This is a genomic window from Xanthobacter sp. SG618 (assembly GCF_012932745.1).
GTDB lineage: Bacteria > Pseudomonadota > Alphaproteobacteria > Rhizobiales > Xanthobacteraceae > Xanthobacter > Xanthobacter flavus.
The window spans coordinates 41,449-67,788 of record NZ_JABBHL010000001.1; the positions used below are offsets into that span (position 1 = coordinate 41,449).

The 26,340-nt window shown below is 67.5% G+C and carries 28 protein-coding genes; 22 read left to right on the forward strand and 6 right to left on the reverse strand.

Annotated elements, in window-relative coordinates; genetic code table 11:
- The first annotated feature begins 56 nt into the window (after positions 1 to 56).
- Positions 57 to 1,166, forward strand: coding sequence for an anhydro-N-acetylmuramic acid kinase (locus FHT36_RS00215; protein WP_169120031.1), 1,110 nt, complete (start codon positions 57 to 59; stop codon positions 1,164 to 1,166).
- Between the two features lie 54 nt (positions 1,167 to 1,220).
- Here the strand turns inward: FHT36_RS00215 and FHT36_RS00220 are convergent, their stop codons facing one another.
- Positions 1,221 to 1,883, reverse strand: coding sequence for an alpha/beta hydrolase (locus FHT36_RS00220; RefSeq protein ID WP_168458004.1), 663 nt, complete (start codon positions 1,881 to 1,883; stop codon positions 1,221 to 1,223).
- Between the two features lie 382 nt (positions 1,884 to 2,265).
- On the opposite strand from FHT36_RS00220, the gene FHT36_RS00225 reads away from it, so the two are divergent.
- The 11 genes from FHT36_RS00225 to FHT36_RS00275 all read left to right on the forward strand — a co-directional run bounded on the left by FHT36_RS00225 (position 2,266) and on the right by FHT36_RS00275 (position 14,064).
- A complete protein-coding gene (locus FHT36_RS00225; protein WP_169121433.1) occupies positions 2,266 to 3,438 on the forward strand; it encodes a cysteine desulfurase family protein in 1,173 nt (390 codons plus the stop codon).
- A 78-nt stretch (positions 3,439 to 3,516) separates the two neighbouring features.
- A complete protein-coding gene (sufB, locus tag FHT36_RS00230) occupies positions 3,517 to 4,989 on the forward strand; it encodes a Fe-S cluster assembly protein SufB (RefSeq protein WP_169120033.1) in 1,473 nt (490 codons plus the stop codon).
- Between the two features lie 93 nt (positions 4,990 to 5,082).
- Positions 5,083 to 5,832, forward strand: coding sequence for a Fe-S cluster assembly ATPase SufC (gene sufC / locus FHT36_RS00235; protein WP_169120035.1), 750 nt, complete (start codon positions 5,083 to 5,085; stop codon positions 5,830 to 5,832).
- An 11-nt stretch (positions 5,833 to 5,843) separates the two neighbouring features.
- Entirely contained in the window at positions 5,844 to 7,172 is a 1,329-nt protein-coding gene (gene sufD, locus FHT36_RS00240) for a Fe-S cluster assembly protein SufD (RefSeq protein ID WP_169120037.1), read from the forward strand.
- Positions 7,173 to 7,310: 138 nt separating this feature from the next.
- Positions 7,311 to 8,558, forward strand: a complete 1,248-nt coding sequence (locus FHT36_RS00245) for a cysteine desulfurase (protein WP_169120039.1) — start codon at positions 7,311 to 7,313, stop codon at positions 8,556 to 8,558.
- The gene (locus FHT36_RS00250; RefSeq protein ID WP_169120041.1) at positions 8,555 to 8,929 is read left to right on the forward strand and encodes an SUF system Fe-S cluster assembly protein; all 375 of its coding nucleotides are present in this window, start codon (positions 8,555 to 8,557) and stop codon (positions 8,927 to 8,929) included. The genes FHT36_RS00245 and FHT36_RS00250 overlap by 4 nt, the downstream gene beginning before the upstream one ends.
- 9 nt (positions 8,930 to 8,938) lie before the next feature.
- Positions 8,939 to 9,382 (forward strand): VOC family protein, encoded by a 444-nt coding sequence (locus FHT36_RS00255; RefSeq protein ID WP_169120043.1) that lies wholly within the window; start codon positions 8,939 to 8,941, stop codon positions 9,380 to 9,382.
- Between the two features lie 495 nt (positions 9,383 to 9,877).
- Positions 9,878 to 11,200, forward strand: a complete 1,323-nt coding sequence (proS, locus tag FHT36_RS00260; RefSeq protein WP_169120045.1) for a proline--tRNA ligase — start codon at positions 9,878 to 9,880, stop codon at positions 11,198 to 11,200.
- A complete protein-coding gene (locus FHT36_RS00265) occupies positions 11,197 to 12,498 on the forward strand; it encodes a lipoprotein-releasing ABC transporter permease subunit (protein ID WP_169120047.1) in 1,302 nt (433 codons plus the stop codon). The genes proS and FHT36_RS00265 overlap by 4 nt, the downstream gene beginning before the upstream one ends.
- A gap of 5 nt (positions 12,499 to 12,503) precedes the next feature.
- A complete protein-coding gene (locus FHT36_RS00270; protein ID WP_169120049.1) occupies positions 12,504 to 13,235 on the forward strand; it encodes an ABC transporter ATP-binding protein in 732 nt (243 codons plus the stop codon).
- 31 nt (positions 13,236 to 13,266) lie between these two features.
- Positions 13,267 to 14,064, forward strand: a complete 798-nt coding sequence (locus tag FHT36_RS00275; RefSeq protein ID WP_169120051.1) for a YdcF family protein — start codon at positions 13,267 to 13,269, stop codon at positions 14,062 to 14,064.
- 1 nt (position 14,065) lies between these two features.
- Here FHT36_RS00275 and FHT36_RS00280 read toward each other — a convergent pair whose 3' ends face one another.
- Positions 14,066 to 14,368 (reverse strand): DUF3253 domain-containing protein, encoded by a 303-nt coding sequence (locus tag FHT36_RS00280; RefSeq protein WP_169120053.1) that lies wholly within the window; start codon positions 14,366 to 14,368, stop codon positions 14,066 to 14,068.
- A 220-nt stretch (positions 14,369 to 14,588) separates the two neighbouring features.
- Here FHT36_RS00280 and FHT36_RS00285 point away from each other — a divergent pair, with 220 nt between their 5' ends.
- The 4 genes from FHT36_RS00285 to FHT36_RS00300 all read left to right on the forward strand — a co-directional run bounded on the left by FHT36_RS00285 (position 14,589) and on the right by FHT36_RS00300 (position 17,677).
- Positions 14,589 to 14,726, forward strand: coding sequence for a hypothetical protein (locus tag FHT36_RS00285; protein ID WP_169120055.1), 138 nt, complete (start codon positions 14,589 to 14,591; stop codon positions 14,724 to 14,726).
- Positions 14,727 to 14,949: 223 nt separating this feature from the next.
- Positions 14,950 to 15,969, forward strand: a complete 1,020-nt coding sequence (locus tag FHT36_RS00290) for a hypothetical protein (RefSeq protein ID WP_169120057.1) — start codon at positions 14,950 to 14,952, stop codon at positions 15,967 to 15,969.
- Positions 15,970 to 15,978: 9 nt separating this feature from the next.
- Positions 15,979 to 16,413: a DUF1489 family protein gene (locus tag FHT36_RS00295; RefSeq protein ID WP_169120059.1), complete on the forward strand. Its 435-nt coding sequence runs from the start codon at positions 15,979 to 15,981 to the stop codon at positions 16,411 to 16,413.
- Positions 16,414 to 16,519: 106 nt separating this feature from the next.
- Positions 16,520 to 17,677 carry a hypothetical protein gene (locus FHT36_RS00300; RefSeq protein ID WP_169120061.1) on the forward strand — a complete coding sequence of 386 codons (1,158 nt, stop codon included), beginning with the start codon at positions 16,520 to 16,522 and terminating at the stop codon, positions 17,675 to 17,677.
- A gap of 54 nt (positions 17,678 to 17,731) precedes the next feature.
- Here FHT36_RS00300 and FHT36_RS00305 read toward each other — a convergent pair whose 3' ends face one another.
- Both FHT36_RS00305 and thiD read right to left on the reverse strand, forming a co-directional pair.
- Positions 17,732 to 18,346, reverse strand: a complete 615-nt coding sequence (locus FHT36_RS00305) for a helix-turn-helix domain-containing protein (protein WP_024278838.1) — start codon at positions 18,344 to 18,346, stop codon at positions 17,732 to 17,734.
- A gap of 106 nt (positions 18,347 to 18,452) precedes the next feature.
- Positions 18,453 to 19,265, reverse strand: a complete 813-nt coding sequence (thiD, locus tag FHT36_RS00310) for a bifunctional hydroxymethylpyrimidine kinase/phosphomethylpyrimidine kinase (RefSeq protein ID WP_169121434.1) — start codon at positions 19,263 to 19,265, stop codon at positions 18,453 to 18,455.
- Between the two features lie 123 nt (positions 19,266 to 19,388).
- On the opposite strand from thiD, the gene FHT36_RS00315 reads away from it, so the two are divergent.
- From FHT36_RS00315 to FHT36_RS00340, 6 genes are all read left to right on the forward strand, one after another.
- The gene (locus FHT36_RS00315; RefSeq protein ID WP_024278840.1) at positions 19,389 to 19,625 is read left to right on the forward strand and encodes an Lrp/AsnC ligand binding domain-containing protein; all 237 of its coding nucleotides are present in this window, start codon (positions 19,389 to 19,391) and stop codon (positions 19,623 to 19,625) included.
- A 239-nt stretch (positions 19,626 to 19,864) separates the two neighbouring features.
- Positions 19,865 to 20,089 carry a hemin uptake protein HemP gene (locus tag FHT36_RS24255; RefSeq protein WP_237353274.1) on the forward strand — a complete coding sequence of 75 codons (225 nt, stop codon included), beginning with the start codon at positions 19,865 to 19,867 and terminating at the stop codon, positions 20,087 to 20,089.
- 194 nt (positions 20,090 to 20,283) lie between these two features.
- On the forward strand, positions 20,284 to 22,017 hold the full coding sequence (locus FHT36_RS00325; RefSeq protein ID WP_169120063.1) for a glycosyltransferase family 39 protein: 1,734 nt from the start codon (positions 20,284 to 20,286) through the stop codon (positions 22,015 to 22,017).
- Positions 22,014 to 22,976, forward strand: a complete 963-nt coding sequence (locus tag FHT36_RS00330) for a phosphatase PAP2 family protein (protein ID WP_169120064.1) — start codon at positions 22,014 to 22,016, stop codon at positions 22,974 to 22,976. Before FHT36_RS00325 ends, FHT36_RS00330 begins: the two co-directional genes overlap by 4 nt.
- Positions 22,973 to 23,719 (forward strand): glycosyltransferase, encoded by a 747-nt coding sequence (locus FHT36_RS00335; RefSeq protein ID WP_169120066.1) that lies wholly within the window; start codon positions 22,973 to 22,975, stop codon positions 23,717 to 23,719. The genes FHT36_RS00330 and FHT36_RS00335 overlap by 4 nt, the downstream gene beginning before the upstream one ends.
- Positions 23,719 to 24,048, forward strand: coding sequence for a lipid-A-disaccharide synthase N-terminal domain-containing protein (locus FHT36_RS00340; protein ID WP_029558685.1), 330 nt, complete (start codon positions 23,719 to 23,721; stop codon positions 24,046 to 24,048). Before FHT36_RS00335 ends, FHT36_RS00340 begins: the two co-directional genes overlap by 1 nt.
- 95 nt (positions 24,049 to 24,143) lie before the next feature.
- On the opposite strand, the gene FHT36_RS00345 is transcribed toward FHT36_RS00340, so the two are convergent.
- Both FHT36_RS00345 and FHT36_RS00350 read right to left on the reverse strand, forming a co-directional pair.
- A complete protein-coding gene (locus FHT36_RS00345; protein WP_024278846.1) occupies positions 24,144 to 24,920 on the reverse strand; it encodes an amino acid ABC transporter ATP-binding protein in 777 nt (258 codons plus the stop codon).
- Between the two features lie 10 nt (positions 24,921 to 24,930).
- Positions 24,931 to 26,340 carry an amino acid ABC transporter permease gene (locus tag FHT36_RS00350; RefSeq protein WP_169120068.1) on the reverse strand — a complete coding sequence of 470 codons (1,410 nt, stop codon included), beginning with the start codon at positions 26,338 to 26,340 and terminating at the stop codon, positions 24,931 to 24,933.

Consider the following 26,340-nt stretch of genomic DNA (forward strand, 5'->3'; position numbering starts at 1 on the left):
CGGTGGTGTATCAGGTCCGGCGCAAGAATGCATGTGCGTGAGGCGAGGGGGCGGATATGCGTGTCGTCGGGCTAATGAGCGGCACCTCCATGGACGGCATCGACGCCGCCTTGATCGAGACCGATGGCGAGAGCGTCGCCTGGCTCGGCTCCGCCATCACCCGCCCCATCGACGCCAAGACCCGCGCCCTCCTCGTCACCGCCATGGAGGATGCGCGCGGCGTGAACCATCGGGACGATCGGCCGGGCGCGCTGGCGGAAGCCGAGCGGCGCGTCACCGATCTCCACGCCGAGGCGGTGCGCGCTCTGCTGGAGCCGCTGCGGCTCACCCCCGGCGACATCGACCTCGTGGGCTTCCATGGCCAGACGGTGATCCACCGCCCCGATGCACGCCTCACCGTGCAGATCGGCGAGGGCCAGCGGCTGGCCACGGCTTTGGGCATCCCGGTCGTCGCCGATTTCCGCGCGGCGGACGTGGCGGCGGGCGGGCAGGGGGCGCCGCTGGTGCCGGTGTTCCATCAGGCGCTGGTGCGGCGGCTCACCCTGCCGCAGCCGGTGGCGGTGCTGAATGTGGGCGGGGTCGCCAATGTCACGGTCATCGATGGCGATGCCCCGCCCATCGCCTGCGATACCGGGCCGGGCAACGCCCTGATCGACGATTTCCTCAAAGAGCGGACCGGCGTGCCCTTCGATGCGGACGGGCGGGCGGCGGCGCGGGGGCGGGTGGACGAGGAGCGTGTCGCGGCGGTGCTGGCGGACCCCTTCTTCCAGCTCCCGCCACCCAAGTCTCTGGATCGCAACGCGTTCCGGCGTGCCGTGACGGAGCGGATGGGGCTGGCGGGCCTGTCCGTCGAGGATGGCGCGGCGACGCTGACGGCGCTCACAGCGGCGACGGTCGCGGCCGTCGTCCCGTTCCTGCCCCGGCCTCCTTCGGTGTGGATCGTCGCAGGGGGCGGCGCGCGCAACCCGACGCTTCTCGCAATGCTGGCCGAGCGCCTCAAGGCCGAGGTGCGCACGGCCGATCGAGTTGGGTGGTCCGGTGATGCGCTGGAGGCCCACGCCTTCGGCTATCTCGCCGCGCGCTCGCTGCTGGGGCTGCCGCTGACCTTTCCCACCACCACGGGGGTGGCGGCGCCGATGACAGGTGGGGTGCTGTTCCGGCCTTAGGCCCAAACGAAAACGGCGCGCCGAAGCGCGCCGTTCAAGCGGGGAGAGCCGCGCTCAGGCGGCGCTGTCCTTGCGGGTGCCGGGCAGGCGCTTGTCGAGATAGGTGCCGACCACGCCCATCAGCTCTTCGGTCTTGCCGTCGAAGAAGTGGTTGGCGCCGGGCACCACCTGCTGCTCGATGACGATGCCCTTCTGGGTCTTCAGCTTCTCCACCAGCGTCTGCACCGCGGAGGTGGGCACCACCGCATCCTTGTCGCCATGGACGAACAGGCCGGAGGAGGGGCAGGGTGCGAGGAAGGAGAAGTCGTAGAGGTTCGCCGGCGCGGCGATGGAGATGAAGCCCTCCACTTCCGGGCGGCGCATCAGCAGCTGCATGCCGATCCACGCGCCGAAGGAGAAACCGGCGATCCAGCAGGCGCGGGCATCCGGGTTCACCGACTGCGCCCAGTCGAGCGCGGCGGCGGCGTCCGAAAGCTCGCCCTGGCCGTGGTCGAACGAGCCCTGCGAGCGGCCGACGCCGCGGAAGTTGAAGCGCAGCACCGAGAAGCCGCGGTTCACGAACTGGTAGTACAGATTGTACACGACCGGATTGTTCATCGTCCCGCCGAACTGCGGGTGCGGATGAAGAATGATGGCAATGGGCGCGTTGCGGGTCTTGGCGGGCTGGTAGCGGCCTTCGAGGCGCCCCTTTTCGCCGGGGAAGATCACTTCTGGCATGGAAGTCTGCAACCTCTGGGTAGCAATGACGCGCGGCGCTCTTTCGTCCTGGCGGACGACGGGTCCGGCGCGGAACCCGTCAGCATGACCCTGTCGACTTGACGCCGGAACGGTAATGCTTGACTAACGGACGCGCGAGACCTATCTATTTAGAATAATTCTAATTTGTTCCCGGCGGCTGCGCGAACCGATGGGCGCTGCGTTGTGAGAACGGGTGAAGTTTGACCTATGACGGAGATCGCCGGCAATTGCAAGCCTGGCACGGGTCGCGGGTGCGTTTGGCACATGCGGCCGGGAGGCGGAGATGAGCGCGGGCGACGGGTCGCGGCAGATGGGTACCTTCGCGGGCACGGTTGAGGCGACCATCGCTTCCCGCCCGCCGGTGCCTCGCCGCGCCTATCTCGATCATAACGCCACGAGCCCCCTTCGGCCCGAGTCCCGCGCCGCGCTGGTCGCCGCGCTGGATGCCGGCGGCAATGCTTCTTCCGTTCATGCCGAAGGCCGCGCCGCGCGCGCCCGCATCGAGGCCGCCCGTGCGGCCGTTGCGGCTTTGGCGGGGGCGCCTGTCCGGGGCGTGGTCTTCACCTCCGGCGCCACCGAGGCGGCGGCGTTGGCGCTGCATCCCTCAGTCGAGATCGCCGGCCGGGCCAAGCCCTGCGACGTGCTGCTGGCGGGCGCCGTGGAACATCCGGCCGTGCTCAAGGGCCACCGTTTCCCGCCCGACGCGCTGGAAATCCTGCCGGTGGACGGCGAGGGGCGGCTTAATCTTGCAGCGCTGGCCGAGGCCCTTGCCCGCCATCGCGCCGCCGGCCGCCGCGCCATGCTCGCGGTGATGGCGGCGAACAACGAGACCGGCGTGCGCCAGCCCGTGGCCGAGGCGGCGCGGCTGGTGCATGAGGCGGATGGCATCGTCTTCTGCGACGCAGTGCAGGCCGCCGGGCGCATCCCGCTGGATATTGCGGCGCTCGGCGCCGACTTCCTCGCCCTCTCCGCCCACAAGATCGGTGGCCCGCCCGGCGTCGGTGCGCTGGTGGCCGCAGGGCCGGACCATCGCACTGCGCCGCTTCTGTCCGGCGGCGGGCAGGAGCGCAACCGCCGCGCAGGGACCGAGAACGGGCCGGCCATCGTCGGCTTCGGCGCGGCCGCAACTGCCGTTAAGTCCGCGCTTTCCGCCGAGGCGGAGCGGCTCGCCGCGCTGCGCGACAGGCTGGAACGGGCGGTGCTGGAGGGCGTTCCTGGAACACGCGTTGTGGGCTCGGGCGCCGATCGGCTGCCAAATACCGCGATGGTCACATTCGCCGGACTTCGGGCCGAGACACTGGTGATCGCGCTCGACCTCGCCCACGTAAGCATCAGTGCGGGCTCGGCCTGCTCCTCCGGGAAGGTCGGCGGGTCGCAGGTGCTGCTGGCCATGGGACTGCCCGAGGACGAGGCGGCCGGCGCCATTCGCCTGTCGCTCGGCTGGTCGAGCACCATCGAGGATGTGGATGCCGCGGTCGAAGCCTTGAAAAAGGCCGTGCCGCAGCTGAGAAGCCGCGCTTCACGCGCGGCGTAGGGAATTACGCCGCGCATCATGCGCGGCACACGGACTTGACCCGCGGGCCTTGACCCCGCGTGGGAGAGGAGAAGAGAGATGCCTGCGGTTCGGGAGACCGTCGAACGCGTCCGCGCGATCGACGTGGATCAGTACAAGTACGGTTTCGTCACCGACATCGAGAGCGAGAAGGCCCCCAAGGGCCTGTCGGAAGACACCGTTCGCTATATCTCCGCCCGGAAGAACGAACCCGAGTGGATGCTGGAATGGCGGCTCGACGCCTACCGGCGCTGGCTCACCATGGAAGAGCCCACCTGGGCGCGGGTGAGCTACCCGAAGATCGATTTCCAGGACTATTATTATTACTCGGCCCCCAAGGCCGCGCCGAAATCCATCGACGAGATCGACCCGGAAATCCTCAAGACCTACGAGAAGCTCGGCATCCCGCTGCGCGAGCGCGACGCGCTGCTCGGCATCCAGCGCGAGGGCGGCTCCAAGGTGGCGGTGGACGCGGTGTTCGACAGCGTGTCGGTCGCCACCACCTTCAAGGAGGAGCTGGCCAAGGCGGGCGTGATCTTCATGCCCATCTCGGAGGCCATCCGCGAGCATCCCGAGCTGGTGAAGAAGTATCTCGGCTCGGTCGTGCCGGTGTCGGACAATTTCTACGCCACGCTCAATTCGGCGGTCTTCTCGGACGGCTCCTTCGTCTATGTGCCGAAGGGCGTGCGCTGCCCGATGGAGCTTTCCACCTATTTCCGCATCAACGAGCGCAACACCGGCCAGTTCGAGCGCACCCTCATCATTGCCGATGAAGGCGCCTATGTGAGCTATCTGGAAGGCTGCACCGCGCCCCAGCGGGACGAGAACCAGCTGCACGCCGCCGTGGTCGAGCTGGTGGCGCTGAAGGATGCCGAGATCAAGTATTCCACCGTCCAGAACTGGTATCCCGGCGACAAGGACGGCAAGGGCGGCATCTACAATTTCGTCACCAAGCGCGGCGATTGCCGGGGCGACAATTCCAAGATTTCCTGGACGCAGGTGGAGACCGGCTCGGCCATCACCTGGAAGTATCCGAGCTGCATCCTGCGCGGCGACAACTCGCAGGGCGAGTTCTATTCCATCGCCATCTCCAACGGCCACCAGCAGGTGGATTCGGGGACGAAGATGATCCATCTCGGCAAAAACACGTCGAGCCGGATCATCTCCAAGGGCATCGCCGCCGGGCACTCGGACAACACCTATCGCGGTCTGGTCTCGGCCCACCGCAAGGCGACGGGCGCACGCAATTTCACCAATTGCGACTCGCTTCTTATCGGCGACCTCTGCGGGGCGCACACCGTGCCCTACATGGAGGCCAAGAACGCCTCGGCCCAGTTCGAGCACGAGGCAACCACCTCCAAGATCTCCGAGGACCAGCTCTTCTACTGCCTCCAGCGCGGCCTTTCGCAGGAGGAGGCGGTGGCGCTCATCGTCAACGGCTTCGTGCGCGACGTGCTCCAGCAACTGCCCATGGAGTTCGCCGTGGAGGCGCAGAAGCTGATCGCCGTGAGCCTGGAAGGCTCGGTGGGCTGACGAACCGGCCGGCGGCGCTGCCGGCCTCCCCTTTTCTCGCGCAGCGCATCCCCTGGGCCGCAGCCGCGCGGAGCGACATTTCAAGGACCGACCATGCTCGAAATCCGCAATCTCCACGCCCGCATCGGCGAGAACGAGATTCTCAAGGGCCTCGACCTCACCATTCCGGATGGCGAGGTGCATGCCATCATGGGGCCGAACGGCTCCGGCAAGTCCACGCTCTCCTATGTGCTCTCGGGCAAGCCCGATTATGAGGTGACGGACGGCAGCGTGAGCTTCGACGGCTCGGACCTGCTGGCGCTGGACGCCGATGCGCGGGCGGCCGCGGGCGTTTTCCTCGCCTTCCAATATCCCATCGAAATTCCCGGCGTCGCCAACATGACCTTCCTGCGCGCGGCCATGAACGCCCAGCGCAAGGCCCGCGGCGAGGAGGAAATCTCCACGCCCGACTTCCTCAAGCTGGTCCGCGCCAAGGCGCCGGACCTCGGCATCTCCCAGGACATGCTCCGGCGCGGCGTCAATGTCGGATTCTCCGGCGGCGAGAAGAAGCGCAACGAAATCCTGCAGATGGCCCTGCTGGAGCCGAAGCTCTGCATCCTCGACGAGACCGATTCCGGCCTCGATATCGATGCGCTGAAGGTGGTCGCCCACGGCGTGAACGCCCTGCGTTCGCCGAAGCGCTCCATGCTGGTCATCACGCATTACCAGCGCCTGCTCGACCACATCGTGCCGGACGTGGTGCACGTGATGCACAAGGGCCGCATCGTCCGCTCCGGCGGGAAGGAGCTGGCGCTGGAGCTGGAAGAGTCCGGCTATGCCGCCTATGCGCAGGACGCAGCGTGAGGGACGGCACCGTGACCATCAACGTCCGTCCCGCCCGAACGGCGGCGGAAGAGGCGATCGCCGCCGCGCTTGAGGCGTCGATCACCGCCGAGGCGGGGCAGGGGCGTATCCCCGAGGTCCGCCGCGCCGCCCGCGACGCCTTCCTGTCCCACGGCCTGCCCAGCCGCCGCGTGGAAGAGTGGAAGTACACCGACCTGCGCGCCGCCGTGCGCGACTTCCCCAACCGCGCCCCCGCACCGGGCACGGTGGAGGAGGCCGAGGCCGCGCCGCTCGTGCCGTCGCTGCCCAATGCCGGCCGCATCCTGTTCGTGAACGGCGCGCTCTCCCGCGCGGGTTCCGACTTCGCGGCGCTGTCGGAAGGCGTCACCGCCTTGCCGCTGGATGCCGCCATCGCCGCCGGTGATCCGCTGGCCGATCGCATCAATGCCCTGTCGCCGAGCCGCTATGACGGGCCGCTCGCCCTCAACACCGGGTTTCTCGGGGAGGGCGTCGCGCTCCGCGTCGATGCCGGCGTGAAGGCCGCGCGGCCGGTTCACATCGCCCACGCCTTTCCGGGCGTCGAGGCCGTCGCCGGCTTCACCCGCACCGTCGTGGTGGTGGGCGCTGGCGCCGAGGTGACGCTGGTGGAGACCTTCGCCGGGCGTGATGGCGTCGCCTACCAGTCCAACCATGCGGTTGAGCTGGTGGTGGGCGACGGTGCCATCGTGAATCTCGTGCGTATCCAGGAGGAGGGCGACGCCGCCTTCCACTTCGGCACCCTCATGCTGGAGCTGGGCCGCGAGGCGAAGCTGAACCTGTTCGCCCTCGCCCAGGGCGCGGCATTGGCGCGCTACAACGTCTATGGTCGCTTCGAGGGCGCCGGCGCCCATGCCGGCATCCGCGGCGCGACCCTCGCCCGCGACCGCCAGCATTCGGACACGACGCTGGTCATCGACCATGCGGTGGCGGGGGGCGAGAGCCGCGAACTGTTCAAGACCGTGCTCGCGGACGAGTCCCACGGCGTGTTCCAGGGCAAGATCGTGGTGCGCCGCGCCGCCCAGAAGACCGACGGGCGGATGATGAGCCAGTCGCTCCTCCTCTCCGACCGCGCCGAGATGGACAACAAGCCGGAGCTGGAAATCTTCGCCGACGATGTCCAGTGCGGCCACGGCGCCACCGCCGGCGCCCTCGACCGCTCCATGCTGTTCTACCTGCGCTCGCGCGGACTGCCGGAGAAGGAAGCCGAGATGCTCCTCATCCAGGCCTTCCTCGGCGAGGCGGTGGAATATGTGGAGGATGCCGACCTGCGCGACCTGCTGATCGAGCGGATCTCAGGCTGGCTGGAAAAGCGGGCGGTGTAGGCCACGCCCCGTCCTCCCTTCGGCGGGGCCGGAGGATCACGGCGCCGCCGGGCCAGCGGATGGATGGTCCCTCCGGTCAAGCCGGGGGGCGACGTCGGACACGACATTTCTTGAGACGATTGCCAGAAGGATTTGGCCATGACCAAGCCCCACCCCGCCGTCGCCGATGGCTCCTTCGACGTGGAGCGGGTGCGCGCGGATTTTCCGGCCCTGTCGCTGGAGGTGAACGGCCATCCGCTCACCTATCTCGACAATGCCGCCTCCGCGCAGAAGCCGCGGCAGGTGATCGACCGCATGGTGACCGCCTATGAGCGGGAATATTCCAACGTCCATCGCGGCCTGCACTATCTCGCCAACGCCGCCACGGAGGCGTTCGAGCATGCCCGCGAGACGGCGCGCGCCTTCTTGAATGCCGGCAGCATCGACGAGATCATCTTCACCCGCTCGGGCACGGGCGCCATCAACACGGTGGCCTCCTCCCTCGGCCAGTCCATCGAGGCGGGCGACGAGATCGTGCTCTCCATCATGGAGCACCACTCCAACATCGTGCCGTGGCACTTCCTGCGCGAGCGCAAGGGCGCCGTCATCAAGTGGGCGCCGGTGCGGGAGGATGGCTCCTTCGACCTCGACGCCTTCAAGGCTCTGCTCGGCCCGCGCACCAAGATCGTCGCCATCACCCACATGTCCAACGTGCTCGGCACGGTGACGCCCATCAAGGAGATCGCCGCGGCGGCTCATGCGGTGGGTGCCAAGGTGGCGGTGGATGGCTGCCAGGCCATCGTCCACATGCCGGTGGACGTGCGCGACCTGGACGTCGATTTCTACGCCGTCACCGGCCACAAGCTCTATGCCCCCACCGGCATCGGCCTGCTTTACGGCAAGAAGGAATTGCTGGAGGCCATGCCTCCCTATGAGGGCGGCGGCGAGATGATCCGCGAGGTGACGGAGGAGACCGTCACGTACGGGGTACCTCCGCACCGTTTCGAGGCTGGAACACCTCCAATTGTGCAGGCCATCGGCCTTGGCGCTGCAATGGAATATGTCCAGTCCATCGGCCGCGAGCGCATCGCCGCGCACGAGCACGATCTTTCAGCCTATGCCCACGAACGCCTGCGGGCGCTCAATTCCCTGCGGATCATCGGCACCGCGGCGGACAAGGGCGCCATCATTTCCTTCGAGATGAAGGGCGCCCATCCTCACGATGTGGCCACCATCATCGACCGCTACGGTGTCGCGGTAAGGGCTGGCACCCATTGCGCACAGCCGCTTTTGGCACGATATGGTGCCACAGCGACGTGCCGCGCATCCTTTGCCCTTTACAACACGCGCGCCGACGTGGACCGTCTCGTGGACGCCCTCGTCAAGGCGCAGGATTTGTTCGCATGACCGATACCAAGTCGATCGAGGCGCCGAACCAGCCGCAGATCCAGTCTTCCATTCCGGAAGCGGAGCTTGCGCGGCTCACCGACGACATCGTGGTCGCCCTCAAGACGGTCTACGACCCCGAGATCCCCGTGGACATCTATGAGCTTGGCCTGATCTACAAGGTCGATATCTCGGATGCCCGCACCGTTGCTGTGGAGATGACGCTCACCACCCCCAACTGCCCCGCCGCGGCCGAGCTGCCCGGCATGGTGGAGAGCGCCGTCGCCGCCGTTGCCGGCATCTCGGACGTGAAGGTGGACATCACCTTCGATCCGCCGTGGGACCAGGGCCGCATGTCCGAGGAAGCCCGCGCGACGCTCAACCTCTGGTGAGGGCGGAGCGTGGCTGACGGGGAGGGGACTTCGCGCACCGCGCCGCCCCTCGGGCGGGTGCTTGAAACCGGCCTCTACGTGGACGACCTCGACCGGGCGCGCGGCTTCTATGAAGGCGTGCTCGGCCTCGTGCCCATGCTCTCCGACGACCGCTTCGTCGCCTACCCCATCGGCGGCACCGTCCTGCTGCTGTTCCTGCGTGGATCGGCCGATACGGCCATTGCGTTGCCCTTCGGCGGTGCGATTCCCCCGCACGATGGCGCCGGCCGCTTGCACTTCGCCTTTTCCGCTGAAGCCACCGACATGGACCGCTGGCGCGCGCACCTCAGCGCGCACGGCGTCGCCATCGCGGGCGAGGTGCGCTGGCCGAAGGGCTCCACGAGCCTCTATTTCCGCGATCCAGACGGAAACCTCGCGGAGATCGCCAGCCCCGGGCTCTGGGACAATTATTAGGGCAGGGGCGAACGGGCGATTCTCGGGCTGGATCAGTCCTGATGGCCCTGGCCCTGCCAAAGACAGGCAAGCCCCGAAGAAGCGGGTCCAAAGAAAAAGGCGAGGCCCCGTGCGGGCCTCGCCTTTTCAATCCACGGGTCCAGCGCTGCCTGCAGATCTAAGTCCGCTTCTGGTGGCTGCGCGGCCAATCCGTGATGCCGATTCCGTATGCGCCATAGAGGCGGCCGTCGGTCGGCTTTTTCTTACCTCTCCTCCCGAGACCTGGACCGCATTCACCGCCGTCTGGCCGGCTGGTGACGGTCCCCTTTCTTGTGCGCGGTGAAAATAGAACAAGAATCTGTCGTTTGTCATCCTTGCGCCGCAATAAGTCGTTCGCTGCGCCGCAATATGGTTGCATGGCACCGCATTCGCGCCACCGCCCTTGTGTTTTGGCCGCCCTTCCGCTTTCACTCCCGCCAGCCTGATTTCCCTCCGCACGAGAGTCCGAGCCACCCGATGCGACTGTCCCGCTATTTCCTTCCCATTCTGCGCGAGGTGCCCAAGGAGGCGGAGATCGTCTCGCACCGGCTGATGCTGCGCGCCGGCATGATCCGGCAGGAATCGGCCGGCATCTATGCCTGGCTGCCGTTCGGCCATCGCGTGCTGAACAAGGTCTGCAACGTCATCCGCGAGGAGCAGAATCGCGCCGGCGCCATCGAGATGCTGATGCCGACCATCCAGTCGGCGGACCTCTGGCGCGAGAGCGGGCGCTATGACGACTACGGCAAGGAGATGCTGCGCATCCGCGACCGGCACGACCGCGAGATGCTGTTCGGCCCCACCAACGAGGAGATGATCACCGAGATCGTCCGCGCCTATGTGAAGTCGTACAAGGCGCTGCCCCTCAACCTCTACCACATCCAGTGGAAGTTCCGGGACGAGGTGCGCCCGCGCTTCGGCGTCTACCGCTCGCGCGAGTTCCTGATGAAGGATGCCTATTCCTTCGATCTCGACGCGGCCGGCGCCCGCCATTCCTACAACAAGATGTTCGTCGCTTATCTGCGCACCTTCGCCCGCATGGGCCTGAAAGCGATTCCGATGGTGGCGGACACGGGACCGATCGGCGGCAATCTCTCCCACGAGTTCATCATCCTCGCCTCCACCGGCGAGAGCGAGGTGTTCTGTCATGGCGACTATCTCGACATGGCGCCGCCGCCCGCCGATGTGAACTTCGACGATCCCGCCGGCCTGCAAAGCGTGTTCGACCGCTGGACGCAGCTTTATGCCGCGACCTCCGAGAAGCACGACACGGCGGCCTTCGAGGCCATTCCCGATGGGCGCCGCCTCGCCGCGCGCGGCATCGAGGTGGGCCACATCTTCTATTTCGGCACCAAGTATTCCGAGCCCTTCGGCGCCAAGGTGCTGGGCCCGGACGGCAAGGAGCACACCATTCACATGGGCTCCTACGGCATCGGCCCCTCGCGCCTCGTGGCGGCCATGATCGAGGCGTCTCACGATGACAACGGCATCATCTGGCCGGACGCCGTGGCACCCTTCCAGGTGGGCATCCTGAACCTCAAGGTTGGGGACAGCGCGACCGATGCCGCCTGCGGCGCCCTTTACGCGGAATTGACCGCTGCCGGTTACGACGTGCTGTACGACGACACCGAGGAGCGCGCCGGTGCCAAGTTTGCCACTGCCGATCTCATCGGCCTGCCGTGGCAGATCCTGGTCGGGCCCAAGAGCCTCGCCGAGGGCAAGGTGGAACTGAAGCGCCGGGTGGACGGCTCGCGCGAGCTGATCGCGCCGAGCGACATTGTGGAGAGGCTGAAGGCATGACGGCAACCCATGCGGCGGCGGCGAGGGCAGGCGGGGACACCACCGGTACGCGCCCCTTCGCGCCGTTCGAGTGGATGCTGTCGTTGCGTTACCTGAGGGCCCGCCGCAAGGAGGGCTTCATCTCGGTCATCGCCGGCTTCTCCTTCCTCGGCATCATGCTGGGGGTGGCGACGCTCATCATCGTCATGGCGGTGATGAACGGGTTCCGGCAGGAGCTGCTGGGCAAGATCCTCGGCCTCAACGGCCATGTGCTGGTGCAGCCGCTGGAGAGCCCGCTCACCGACTACAAGGCGGTGGCCGCCCGCATCGCCGCGCTCAACGGCATCCGCCTCGCGGTGCCGCTGGTGGAGGGGCAGGCGCTCGCCTCCTCGCCCTTCGGCGCCTCGGGCGTGCTGGTGCGCGGCATGGCGGAAAAGGACCTGCGCGGGCTGCCCTCGGTCGCCCACAACATCCGCCAGGGCACGCTGGAGAACTTCGACCAGGGGCAGGGCATCGCCATCGGCAAGCGCCTCGCCGACCAGTTGTCCCTGCGCGCGGGCGACAACATCACCCTCGTCGCCCCGCGGGGCGCGGTGACGCCCATGGGCACCTCGCCGCGCATCAAAGTCTACAAGATCGCTGCGGTGTTCGAGGTGGGCATGTCGGAATATGACAGCGCCTTCGTCTTCATGCCGCTGCCGGAGGCGCAGGCCTATTTCAACCGCAATGGCGACGTGAACGCCATCGAGGTCTATCTCGACAATCCCGACGACGTGGGCGAGCTGCGCGCCGCCATCCAGAGCGCGGCGGAGCGGCCGGTCTATCTGGTGGATTGGCGGGTGCGGAACGCCACCTTCTTCGGCGCGCTGCAGGTGGAGCGGAACGTGATGTTCCTCATCCTCACGCTGATTGTGCTGGTGGCGGCGCTCAACATCGTCTCCGGCCTCATCATGCTGGTGAAGGACAAGGGGCACGACATCGCCATCCTGCGCACCATGGGCGCCACGCAGGGCTCCATCATGCGCATCTTCTTCATCACCGGCGCCTCCATCGGTGTGGTGGGGACGCTGTCGGGGCTGCTGCTGGGCGTGATCGTGTGCCTCAACATCGAGAGCATCCGCCAGTTCATCTCCTGGCTGACCTCCACCGAGCTGTTCTCGCCCGAGCTGTATTATCTCTCCCGCCTGCCGGCGCAGATGAACTTCGGCGAGACCTCCTCCGTGGTGCTGATGGCGATGGCGCTTTCCTTCCTGGCCACGCTCTATCCATCCTGGCGGGCCGCCCGGCTCGATCCGGTGGAAGCCCTGAGGTACGAGTGATGGACATGCCCACCCCGTCCGAAGGCCGCTCCGCCGGCCGCGCCCCCGGCGCCCGTCCCCAGTTCGCCCTCGCGCTGTCCGGCGTTGTGCGGCGCTACGCGCAGGGGCAGGGAGCGCTGGAGATCCTGCGCGGCGCCGACCTCGGCATCACCCACGGCCAGTCGGTGGCGCTCGTCGCTCCGTCCGGCTCCGGCAAGTCCACCCTGCTGCACATTGCCGGCCTGCTGGAGCATTCGGACGCCGGCGAGGTGTTCATCGACGGCGCGCCCACCGCCCGCCTGCCGGATGCCGAGCGCACCCGCATCCGCCGCCTCTCCATCGGCTTCGTCTACCAGTTCCATCATCTCCTGCCCGAGTTCACGGCGCTGGAGAACGTGGCCATGCCGCAGATGATCCGCGGCCTCGGCAAGAAGGAAGCGGAGGCGCGGGCCAAGGAACTGCTCTCCTATCTCGGCCTCGGTGCCCGCCTCACCCATCGCCCGTCGGAGCTTTCCGGCGGCGAGCAGCAGCGCGTCGCCATCGCCCGCGCGCTGGCCAATGCGCCGCGGCTGCTGCTGGCCGACGAGCCCACCGGCAACCTCGACCCCAAGACGTCGGACCATGTGTTCGGCGCCATGTCGGAACTGGTGCGGGCCACCGGCGTGGCCGCCTTGATTGCCACCCACAATCTCGACCTCGCCGCCCGCATGGACCGGCGCGTCACCCTGCGCGAAGGCAAGGTGGTCGAGCTGGCCTGACCGGCGCCAGCGGGTGCTCCCAGAGGGTGGAATGGATTCCTTCTTTACCGTCTCCAAAATCTTCTGGTTCCTGGTCGCCCCCTCCAATGCCCTGATGCTGAGCGGCGGTCTCGGCCTCGTGCTGCTGATCGCGCGTGTGCGGCGGCTCGGGATGGGGCTTCTCGCGTTTTCCATCGTCGGATGGGCGGTGGTCGGTTTCTCGCCGCTCGCCAATCATCTCCTCAACCCTTTGGAGGAGCGCTTTCCCATCTACCGCGGCGACGAGCCGGTGACGGGTATCATCCTGCTCGGTGGCGCCGAGGTGGCTGAGGTGGGGGTCGCGCGCGGCGTGCCGGCCTATTCCAATGCCGGCGAACGGGCGATCGCGTTTGGCGCTCTCGCGCGGAAATATCCCGATGCCCGACTCATCTTCTCGGGCGGCAACGGCAAGCCCTTTTCGGACGATCCTACCGAAGCGCGAATGACGCTGATAACCTTGCCGGATCTTGGGATTCCCGTGGAGCGCGTGGAATTCGAGGGCGATTCCCGCAACACCGCCGAAAACGCACTTTTCTCCAGGGAGTTGCTAAAGCCCAAGCCGGGCGAGCGCTGGATTCTGGTGACCAGCGCGTTCCACATGCCGCGCGCGGTCGGCTGTTTTCGTAAGGTGGGCTTCGACGTGATTCCCTATCCGGTCGATTTCCGCACGATCGGTCCCGACCAGCTCAACGACACCTTCTCGCGCACAGCCAGTGGGCTTGATGCGGCCGACATCGCGATCAAAGAATGGGTCGGGCTCGTCGCTTATTATCTCTCGGGTAAGACCAGCGCGCTGTTTCCGGTGCCGTGATCTATTCGTCCCGCGGCAGGCCGATGCGGTAGACGCCGCGGAAATCGGCCGGGTCCACCGCCTTGCCCTTGCGATAGATCATCAGCCGGCCCTCCAGCGCGAGGCGGACCGCCACGCGGCGCACCACCGGCAGCGCCCGCTGCCATTCGTCCTTGGGCATCAGCGCCAGCGCCGCATCCATGGGGCCGATGGTCTTGCCCGGCCCGGCCTCGCCGACGAGGCGCAGGACCAGCGCAACGGCGACCTCCTCATCGGGCAGAGGGGAGGGGCTGGTGGTCGAATCGGAGGTGCGGCTGGTGGTCATGGGGAAGTCCTAACCCATCGGAGCGGATTTTCGCACGGGCAAACCCGGCTGCGTCCGGACCGGCGGCCTGTGGATTGCGGCAGTCCCGGTTCCCGCATGCGAGCCGTTCGCACAAAGCATGGCGCAGGGCTTGTCGGAGCGGTCATAAATTCTTAATGAATGTTGCGTTGCGGGACGCTCGTCGTGCCGCGGGGACACGTCGAAAGAGCCGCTATCCATCATGGATCTCAGCCAAGGTTATGCCCATCGCCGCTCCTGTTGGGGCGTCGCGCGCACTGCGCTTGCTGTCTTTCTGGTCGCCGTCGCGGTGATCTATCTCTACGGGGGCTTCGAGGCTTCCGCGCTCCGGCCCCACTGAACGCGTCGGCCGCCGGGAAACACCGGGCGGCTTCGCGGGCGTAGGGCTCGGGTTTTCCTTTACCATGGGACTTGCGCGCCGGTGCGCCGCGTTGCCTTTGGGCGGCGGACCGGACAATGATCCGCGCCCCGACCGGCGACCGTAGGCGTATCGTGGGGGCGGGAACCGGAACAGGGACGCAGGCGTTCGCCCGCGTCCCAAGTGCTGCGTCGCGGAGGGCGCCATGTTGGAATGGATGGACCGGACGCTCAGCATTCTGAACAGCAATTTCGACGTGCCGGGCTGGGTCGTGCTCGCGGCCATGGTCGTAGGCGCCGTATTCGTCTTCGTGCTGTTCGTGCGGTCGGAGCCCAATGAAAACCCGCTGACCCTGCTCGTGCTCATCGGCATCCTGCTCGGGGGCCTGTCGGTCGGCAGCGCCATGGTCAAGCAGATCATCCAGGCCGCTTCCATCTCGGAGGCGCGTGCGCTGGAAGCCCGAGCCTCCGGCCTTGATGCCGCCGCCGCGCAGACGGCGGCGCTTGGCTGCATCGGTGCCGATCCGTCCCTGACGGGGGTGTGCGAGGCGGTGCTGTTCGAGCGGCCGGATACGGTGGCCTCCGCCCGCTCCATGGTGCGTGCGCGCATGGCGCTGGTCGAGGATGCCTTCGAGTTCGTGCGCCGTCGCAAGGCCGACTACCTGACCGAGCGGATCATCGCCTGGCGCCGGCCGCTGGAGCAGGATCCCTACGGCCTCGTTGCCTCGGCGCTGGTGGATTTCTCCGGCTGCACGGTGAGCTACTGTCCGCAGGCCGCGATCTTCGGCGATCCCACCCACATCATCGCGAACATGAATGAGGGGCGGTACGCCAGCCTCATCGCCAAATACACCCCGGTGTGGGAGCGCAACGCGCGCAATCGCGGCATGACCGGCGGGCCGCCGCCGCGCACCGGCCCGTTCGGCATGCTGCTGACGCAGCCCGATCCCGCCCACGCGGCTCAGCCCGGCGCGCCGGGCGCTCCCGCGGCGGCCGCGCCGGCTGCTGCTCCGGCGGCGGAAGATCCTGACGTGATCGCGGCACCGCCCACTGCGCCCCTGCCGCCCGCCCGCCCCGCGCGGACCCCGGCGGCGCAGGCGACGCCTCCGGCCAATCCGACGCCGCGCCCGGCCGCACCTCGGCCCCGGCCCCCGGCGCAGCCGGCGGCTCCGGCCGATGCCGAACCCGCGGCGGACGGCACCGGCGCCGGCGCGAACGGCCAGTAGCGCGGCGCAATGGCGCTTCACCTCATCAAGCTGTGCGTCGGCGCGACCTCCATCGCCGACCTCGAAGCCTGGATCGCCGACCGCGCCGACACCGCGCGGCGGGCCGGCGTTCCGTTCGAGCAGATCCACGTCACCCGCATGGTGCCGAGCCGCAAGAACGAGCTGATCGACGGTGGCTCGCTCTATTGGGTCATCAAGGGCGAGGTGGCGGCGCGCCAGCGCCTGCTTGATCTGCGCACCGTGGTCGATCCGGACGGGATACGCCGCTGCGGCCTCGTGCTGGACCCCGCCGTCATCCGCGTGGAGCCGCGCCCCTCGCGTCCCTTCCAGGGCTGGCGCTATCTCGTTGACCGGGAAGCGCCCCGCGATCTCGGCACCAGCGCCGGCACCGCCGATCTGCCCGAAGCCCTCAGCCGCGAGCTGCGCGATTTGGGTCTTCTCTGAACGGGTCGGATGACGCTTGGTCATCTGCCGTTCATGAATCCTTCGCCATGGTCCGCCCCCGAAGCAGCCGGTGCCCCCGCGCCCGGCGCCATCGAGGGAGATCGACATGACCATTCGCTTCGCGCCGGCCACATTCGCCTGCGCCGCCGGCCTGTGCGCCGCGAGCCTGTTGGCCTCCGGCGCGGCGCTGGCCCAGCAGAGCCAGGCGCTGAAGGAAATTCCCGCCGACAAGGCGAAGCTCACCGGCGCCATGACGGTGGATTACAACTCCCGCTCCCTGCGCTCCACCAGCGGCACCGATCTCTACGAGATCAGCGACCTTTCGGTGGCGGACCTGATGATTCTCAAGGGCTCGGTCCAGCGCACGCCGGGCAAGAGCCTTGTCTATTCGGTGAAGTTCGACGTCATCAACCCGTCCAACCCCTCCCAGGTGGCGCGGGAGGTGGCGATCCTGCGCGGTGACCTGCAGATCGACGCCAACGGCCGCTACATCCCCGACGCCGGCCGGCTGCGCATCGATGTGGTGAAGGGCAACCAGACCTCCTCGCCCTTCGGCGGCTCCATCCAGGGCCGCAACGTGACGCGCTGGTGGGAGGTGGCCGAGCAGCTCCGCCGGGCGCAGAAGGAGGCGGACAAGATCTATTCCCGCATGGTCGACGGCAAGGTGGTGTCGATCCAGGTGAAGAACCCCGATCCGCTGCGCTTCGAGCGCACCCAGCTCGCGGCCGGCCCCTTTTCCTTCCTCCCGGACGTGCGCGTCTCCGGCAACCTCGACTACGACTACGAGCTCGGCAACTGGCTGACCGACGCCAACGGCGTGACCTTCGCCTACACCGTCGCCGACAAGTCCTTCACGGACCGCGTGTCCGGCTCGATCCGCTTCGTGGAGGAGAACGGCAACTTCACCGACAAGGCCGGCAAGAAGAAGCCCTATACCGGCTATTACGAATACAATTTGCGCTGGAACGAGCAGGCGGTGAACACCGACCAGTCCTTCTTCGACGCCAGCGCGGCACAGGCGCAGTCCGACGCCTTCTTCTCGTCCGCCGACCAGTCGAAGCCCGGCCTCTATGGCCGCGTCTTCTACAACGACAGCGAGGACGCCTGCAAAAGGGTGAAGGGCGATAACGGCCGGGACAAGTGCGTCGGCCCCACCCGCTCGGAAGTGACGTGGGACCTGAAGGCCGAGAAGCTGACCTACGCGCAGCTCGCCAACTGGGTGAAGCTGGAAATGCTCATCCTCGGCCCGCTGACCGACGAGTGAGCTGATCCTGCTCGAAGGGGGGAGGGGCGACCCTCCCCGTTCACGCCGGCATGGTCACTCCAGAACCGCGGCCTTGAGCAGGCACACCATGAAGGCGCGGGCGGGCGCGCCAGAGCGGTTGCGGATGACATGGCGGCGGTCGCAGCGGTAGCGCACCGTCTCGCCTTCCTTCACCGTCTCCACCTGACCGGCCACGTCCACTTCCAGCGTGCCGGCGATGACGGTGAGGCATTCCACCGACCCGCGCTGGTGCCCGTCCGAATCGAGCTCGCCGCCGGGCGCGGCTTCCATGTCGTAATATTGGAGCCACTCCACCGTCTTGATCCACCCGATGATGGACAGGCGCACCAGCCCGTCCTCGGAGAGGAGGATCGGCGTATCGGCGCGGGAGAGCTTCTCCACGAAGGGCGCGTCGTCGGAGGAGGCGAGCACCCGCTCCACCGACATGTCCAGCGCCTGCGAGAGGCGCCACACGGTGGCCAGCGTCGGGTTGGTCTCGTTGCGCTCGATCTGGCTGATGATGGACTTCGCCACGCCGGACTGCTCGGCGAGGTCCGACAGGGACAGGTTATAGGCCTTGCGCAGGCGCTGGATGGTCTTGCCCAGCTGCCCGGTAATCACCTGGGCGCCGGTTTCGAGAGAGCTGCCCCCGCGTTCCCTGACGGCCATGCCCCAATATCCTTTCAACCGAACGAGCGTTCGCTTCGGCGGACGTTATCGTCCGGGCGCGCGGGATGGAAGGTGGAGGTACGACGAAGGTGCGATTTTCCGCCGCCTAGTCACGCCAGAGGTCGAAAAAGTGGTGCACCGGGCCATGGCCGGCGCCCACGTCGAGGCGGTCGGCGGCGGCGATGGCGCCGGTGATGTAGGCCTTGGCCTTTTCCACCGCCTCGGGCAGGTCGAGCCCGGATGCGAGCCCCGCAGCGATGGCGGACGAAAGGGTGCAGCCGGTGCCGTGGGTGTTGCGGGTGACATGGCGCGGGGCGGTGAAGCGTCGCGTGCCGTCCGCCGTGACGAGGAGGTCGGTGCTCTCGGGTCCCTCGCCGTGCCCGCCCTTCATCAGCACGGCACGGGCGCCGAGCGCCAGCAGCGCCGCGCCCTGGCGCTGCATCTCCTCTTCCGTCGTCGCAGCCTCGGTGCCGAGCAGCGCGCCGGCCTCCGGCAGGTTCGGCGTGATGAGGTCGGCGGCGGGAATGAGGATGGTGCGCAGGTCGTTGAGCGAATCGTCGCTCAGCAGCCGCGCCCCGGACGCCGCGACCATGACCGGATCGAGCACCACCGGCCGCGCCTTGTGGCGGGCCAGCCCCTCCGCCACCGTGCGGATGGCGCCCGGGCGCGACAGCATGCCGATCTTCACCGCCTTCACCGCAAGATCGGAAAACACCGCATCCATCTGCGCGGCGATGAAATCGTCCGGCACGTCATGGATGGCGCTCACGCCCAGCGTGTTCTGCGCCGTGAGCGCGGTGATGACGCTGGCGCCGAAGACGCCCAGCGCCGAGAAGGTCTTCAGGTCCGCCTGGATGCCGGCGCCGCCGCTCGAATCCGAGCCGGCGATGGTGAGGGCGATGGGAATGGGCCGGCTCATGGACGACGTGAGGCTCCGGTGGGCGGGGATGATCGAGCCGCCACCCTTGCCAGTCCCGGCGGATTTGTCCACCTTGGCGCGGCCCGCGAGGGCCTTCCGATCCCGCCGCCAGCGGAGCACGCCGTGGTTCCCTTCTTCGTCCAGATCAAGTGCCAACTCGGGAAGTCCTACGAGGTGGCCGATGCCCTCGCCAATGCGGAGATCGCCTCCGAGATCTATTCCACGGCCGGCGAGTTCGACCTTCTGGTGAAGTTCTATGTGGAGCCCGGCACCGACATCGGCCACTACGTGAACCAGAAGGTGCAGACCATTCCTGGCATCCAGGACACCCGCACCATCATCACCTTCAAGGCCTTCTGACGCGCGCCCGCGCGCGCCGATTCCAAGCCTTCATTCGGGCCGGCCGGAGCGAACGCAGCGAAAGTTGCGGGCGCGCATCCGCGTGTCCAGTACATCGCGCGCTTCGCGGGGATTGATCGCGGCCGCGTCATGGATTACTCAAGGATAAGTCGGTGGTATTCAAGTATTGAATGCTTCTAAAGTGAGCTGCGACCCGCAGCATTGGTCGTGGCTCGCGCCCGGATCTGGAGCGATTCAAAATGAACAGGCATGAACACGGGAGTTCTCATCTCGATAACGGCAAGGCTGGCGGCGAGTGGACCTTTCGTTCGTCGGATGACACCTGCCGGGCTATCCCCATGGTGGACGCGCAGCTCGACAGCCGGGATCTGTTCGCGGCCGGGCGCCTCGTGACCATCGCCCATGGCGAACACACGTATCAGTTGCGGCTGACGGCGCAGAACAAGCTGATCCTGACCAAATAGACCGCCCGTTTCCCGATACCGTCTGACGCGCCGATCCGCTTGAGCTTGGCCGGTGCCTTTCCTTCGCCGCGTTTGGTCTGCATGAGGATGCGCCCCGGCGGAAAGGCTGCTTTTGCGCACGACCGTCCGGTCCTTTTCGGTGCGGGCGTTTCTGTTATTGTCCGCGCCCATTTCGAGCGGATCCAGACCGAAGCATGGCCATCTCACAGCCCGCATCCGACCACCGGCGGGCGTTCGATCTTGACCTGCCGCAGCGCCTCGTGGGGATCCTCGACACGGCGTCGGCGCGTCATGGCCGTGCCGTGCTGCTGCTTGTGGCCGTCGCCCTCATCTCGTTCCTGCCGGGCTTCTTCAACCTCTCGCCCATCGACCGCGACGAGGCGCGCTTCGCCCAGGCGACGAAGCAGATGCTGGAAAGCGGCAATTACATCGACATCCGCTTCCATACCCAGGTGCGGTACAAGAAGCCCATCGGCATCTACTGGTTGCAAGCCGCCACGGTGAAGGCCGGCGAGGCGGTGATCGGGCCGTCCGCCCGCACCTCGATCTGGCTCTACCGCCTGCCGTCTCTGGTCGCAGCCATCGGCGCGGTGCTGCTCACCTATTGGACGGCCCTCGTCTTCCTCTCCCGACGCGGCGCGCTGTTCGCATCCCTGATGATGGCGGGATGCGTGCTGCTGGGGGTGGAGGCGCGGCTCGCCAAGACCGACGCGGTGCTGCTCTTCACCATTCTCGCGTGCTTCGGCGCGCTGACGCGGGCCTATATCCGTCCGCCCGGCGCGCGCCTGGGCGACTGGACTCTCGCCTTCATCTTCTGGACCGGCCTTGCGGCGGGCATCCTCGTGAAGGGGCCGGTGGCGCCGCTGTTCATCGGGCCGGCCATCGCGGCGCTCGCCATCGCGGACCGCTCTGGCGCCTTCCTGCGGCCACTGAAACCCCTTCCGGGCGTGCTGTGGTGTCTGTTGCTGGTGCTGCCGTGGTTTGTCGCCATCTACCTCGTCACCAACGGCGCCTTCTACCAGTTGGCCGTCGGCGTCGACATGATGGGCAAGGTGGCCGAAGGCGCGGAAGGCCACTGGGGGCCGCCGGGCAGCTATTTCCTCGCCGCATGGGGCACGTTCTGGCCGTCCATCGTGGTTGCCGCCCTGGCTACCCCCTATGTCTGGCGCAACCGGCGCGGGCGGGCGGAGCGGTTTCTGCTGTGCTGGCTGGTGCCGAGCTGGGTGGTGTTCGAGATCGCCGTCACCAAGCTCCCGCATTATGTGCTGCCGGTCTATCCGGCGCTGGCGATCCTCTCGGCCCTCGTCGTCGAGCGGGGCGGATTGGCCGCCGTGGGCTCGCGGCTCGCCGGCGTGGTCTGGTTCTGGCCGGGCTTCGGCATTGTGGTCTCGCTGGCGCTTGGCGCGGCCTATCTCTATTTCGGCAGCGGCTTCGGCCTCGCCGCGTGGCCGCTTCTGCTGCTGGGCGTCATGCTGCTGTGGTGGGCGGCGCGGGCCTACTCCCGGGTGGGGATCGAGGGGGCCTTTCTCACCGCGCTCGCTGGCGCGATGGTGCTCTATCTCGCTGTCTGGCAGACCATGCTGCCGCAGATGCGGGCGTTGTGGATTTCCGAGCGGCTCGCCGCCGTGGTGAAGCAGCAGGGCTGCCCGGCCGCAAACGTCGCTTCCTTCCCCTATCAGGAGCCGAGCCTCGTCTTCCTCGTGGGCACGCAGATCCAATACGGCCTGCCCAAGGAGGCGGCCGCGCTGCTGAAGAAGGGAGGCTGCGCCCTGGCCTTCATCGACGAGCGCTTCACGCCGCTCTTTGAGCGGCACGCCGGGCTGCTCGGGCTCAAATATCACGCGGTGGCGACCATCTCCGGCTTCACCTATAACGGCGGGCGACCCACCTCCATCACCGTGTTCCGCTCCGACGAGGCCGCCCAATGAGCGCGGAGTCCGGCACCGGCGCGGCTCAGTCCGGTTCGCTCGCCGCAATCCTGCGGACGGTGGGAGACGGCGTGCGCCTGCTCCTCGTCTCCATTTGGAGCGGGCTCGCCTATCTGCACGGGCGCCGCATCGGCGTGCCGCGCCCGCGCCTCGGCTTCCTTGGGCGCTGGGAGGCGCTGGCGCTCGCGGTGCTGACGGCTGGGGTCGTGGCCGCGCTGATGCTGCTGGTCGACCCGCTCACCATGGGCCTCAGGCTCAAGGCGCCGTCGTGGCTCGTCATCTTCAGCGACCGCCTCACCGATCTCGGCTTCAGCGGCGTGGTGCTGTGGCCGCTCGGCATCGGCCTTGCCTATGCGTTGATGCTCACCCACGTGGGCGACGAGATGACCAGGCGGATCGCCGCCAGTGTCGCGGCACGCCTCGGCTTCCTGTTCCTCGCCATCGCGCCGGTGGGGCTCCTGGTGGCCATCGTCAAGCACAGCCTCGGCCGGGCGCGTCCCCATGCCGCCATGCACATCAAGGGCCCGAGCCCCGAGATGACGTTCGATTTCCTGATCTGGAAGTCGAGCTTCGCGTCGTTCCCTTCGGGGCACGCCACCACCACATTTGCGGCCGCGGTGGCCTTCGCCGCCCTGTTCCCGCGGGCGCGGACGATCCTCCTCGTGGCGGCCTTTCCCATCGCCGCGACCCGCATCGTGCTCAGCTCCCACTATCCGAGCGACGTGGTGGCCGGCGCGGTCCTTGGGACAGCCGCCGCCTTGTGGACGGTCAAGCTGTTCGCCGCCCGCCGCGTCGTCTTCGCGGTTGACGCGGGCGGGACGATCGTGCCCATGGCGGGGCCATCCGCGCGACGGCTCGCGCGGCTCCTCGCTCCCGTCAATCCCGCGCGGGCTGGATCGTCCCTTCCGCCGCCGCAAGACATGAGCACAGCCGTTCCAGCCCAAGAGGCGAGACCTTGACTTCCCTTTCTTCCGAAACCGCCGCGGCCCCCCGGCTGTCGGTGGTGATCGCCGTAAAGGACGAGGCGGACAACGTGCTGCCGCTGATCGAAGAGATCGATGCGGCGCTGTCGTTCGAACCGTTCGAGCTGATTTTCGTGGACGATGGCTCCACCGACGCCACCCGCGCCAACCTGCGGCTGGCGCAGCAGACCCGTCCCTATCTGCGCATCGTGGCGCACGAGAAGGCCTGCGGGAAGTCTGCGGGCGTCGAGACCGGCGCCTGGGCGGCCCGGGGCGATCTTCTCCTGCTGCTGGACGGTGACGGCCAGAACGACCCCGGCTACCTGCCCGAGATGGTCCGCGTCATGGACGCGGGCGGGCCCGGTGTTGGCATGGTGCAGGGCGAGCGTCAGGGGCGCAAGGACACCGGCTTCAAGCGCTTCCAGTCGCGTCTCGCGAACCGCGTCCGCCGCAGCCTGCTCAATGACGGCTCGCGCGATACCGGCTGCGGCCTCAAGGTCGTGCGTCGGGAAGTGCAGCTGCGCCTGCCCATGTTCGACGGCCAGCACCGCTTCATGGCGGCCCTGGTGCGGCGCGAGGGCTACGACATCCTCACCGTGAAGGTGGTGGACCGCGAGCGCTGGCACGGCGTGTCGAAATACGGGTTCTGGAACCGCCTGTGGGTCGGCATCATCGACATGTTCGGTGTGTTCTGGCTGGTCCGCCGCCGCCGCACGCCGCATGTGGTGGAGCGGGGGTGATGGTCTATTACCTGTCGCAGATCGGTCGCTACATGACCGAGGTTTTCATCGACCAGTTCGACTGGTGGGTGGCGCTGGGCCTTGTGGCGCAGTTCATGTTCACCATGCGCTTCGTGGTGCAGTGGATCGCCAGCGAGCGGGCGCAGCGCTCCGTCATTCCCTTTGCGTTCTGGACCTTTTCCCTCGGCGGCGGCTCGCTGCTGCTGGTCTATGCCATCTACCGCAAGGATCCGGTGTTCATCGCCGGACAGGCCCTCTCCACCTTCATCTACATCCGCAACCTGCAGTTCGCCCTGCGCGAGCGGCGGGCGAACCGCGCGGTGACGTAGGCCGCCTCGTTCGAAACCTCAGCCGACCGTAGCTCTGGTCCCGCCGCCCCCGGCGACGCCGGAGGGCGGTGGCGTGCCGTGCGACCAGCGCCTTCTCAGTGCAGGATCTGGCTGAGGAAGAGCTTGGTGCGCTCGTGCTGGGGGTTGGAGAAGAAGGCGTTGGGCTCGTTCATCTCCACGATCTGCCCGGCGTCCATGAAGATCACCCGGTTCGCCACCTGACGCGCGAAGCCCATTTCATGGGTCACGCACAGCATGGTCATGCCATCCTGGGCCAGCGACACCATGGTGTCGAGCACCTCCTTCACCATCTCGGGGTCGAGGGCGGATGTGGGCTCGTCGAACAGCATGATGCGCGGACGCATGCACAGCGCGCGGGCGATGGCCACGCGCTGTTGCTGGCCGCCGGAGAGCTGGCCGGGATATTTGTGGGCCTGGTGCGGGATCTTCACCTTCTCGAGGAAGTGCATGGCCAGATCCTCGGCCTCCTTCTTCGGCATCTTGCGCACCCACATGGGGGCAAGCGTGCAGTTCTCGAGGATGGTGAGGTGCGGGAACAGGTTGAAGTGCTGGAAGCACATGCCCACCTCGCGGCGCACCTCGTCGATGCGCTTGAGGTCGTCGGTCAGCTCGATGCCATCCACCACGATGCGGCCCTTCTGGTGCTCCTCCAGACGGTTGATGCAGCGGATGAGGGTGGACTTGCCCGAGCCGGACGGGCCGCAGATGACGAGGCGTTCGCCCCGCTCCACGGTCAGGTTCACGTCCCGGAGGACGTGGAAGTCGCCGTACCACTTGTTCACGCCGGTCATCTCGACCGCGATCTTCGGGGCGGTGGCCTCGACTTCGGCGATGATGGGATCGGTGCTCATGAAGTCCCTCTCAGTGTCGCTGGGCCCGGTCGAGGCGCTTCTCCAGCGCCATCGAATACCGGGACATGCCGAAGCAGAAGACGAAGTAAATGATGCCGGCGAAGCCGAAGCCGGTGAACAGGGTGGTGGGCGAGGCCCAGTTGGGATCGGTGAAAGCCGCGCGCATGGAGCCGAGCAGGTCGAAGATCGAGACGATCAGCACCAGCGTCGTGTCCTTGAACAGGCCGATGAAGTTGTTGACGATGCCCGGGATCACCAGCTTCAGCGCCTGCGGCAGGACCACGAGGCGCATCATCAGCCCCGAGCGCAGGCCCACCGCCATGGCGCCTTCATACTGGCCCTTGGGGATGGCCTGCAGGCCACCGCGCACCACTTCCGCCATGTAGGCCGAGGCGAACAAGGCGACGCCCACCAGCGCCCGCAGCAGGCCGTCGATGGTGAAGCGGCCGGGCAGGAACAACGGCAGCATGTAGGTGGCGAAGAACAGCACCGTGATGAGCGGAACGCCGCGCCAGAACTCGATGAAGATGATGCACAGCCACTTCACCAGCGGCAGCTTCGAGCGCCGGCCGAGGGCGAGGAGGATGCCGAACGGCAGGGACACGGTGATGCCGGTGACGGCGATCACCAGCGTCACCAGCAGGCCGCCCCACAGGCGCGTCTCGACCTGCGGCAGGCCGGTGTCGATGTCCACCGCCAGCAGCACCATGGCGAGCACGCCGAGCACGCTGAGCGTCGTCTGCGCCGCCGAGCGTCCGCCCTCCGGCCCCGCAAGGAAGCGGGAGATGCCGTAGGCGATGGCCGTCAGCAGGACGGTGGAGAGGACGTAGTCGACCCAGAAGCCGATCCGCAGGCCCTGCGCGCCGCCGATGGTGGAGAAATCGACGCCGAGCCAGCCGAGGACGAAGCGCTGGAGATCGAGATTGCCGCCGGTGAGCAGCACGAAGGCCACCACCGGATAGACGCCGAAGAAGGCGATGGCGTTGAGCCGCTTGTAGGGCAGGCTCTGGATCAGCAGAGGCAGCAGCAGAAGGGCGCCGAGCCAGTACACCACATTCACCCGCCAGCGCTCGCTGGCCGGGTAGAAGCCGTAGATGAGCTGGTCGAGCTTGGCCCAGATGAAGGGCCAGCACGCGCCCACCTGCCGCCCGAGCTTCTCTGCGAGGCAAGCGTCGCGGTTGGTGCCGGTCCACACCGCATCGATGAGAAAGAATTTGATGAGCGGCGGCACCGTCACATAGACGAGCCAGATACCAAACAGCGTGAGCAGCACCTGCGGCACCGAGCCGAACAGATGCTGGCGGGCCCACAGGATAGGGCCGCGGGTTGAGACCGGGGCCGGCTGCGGCTCGTGGAACGCCGTCGAAACGAAGGGCGTCGCGGGCGTGATGGAGGGGCGGGGGGCGGAGATATCCGTCAT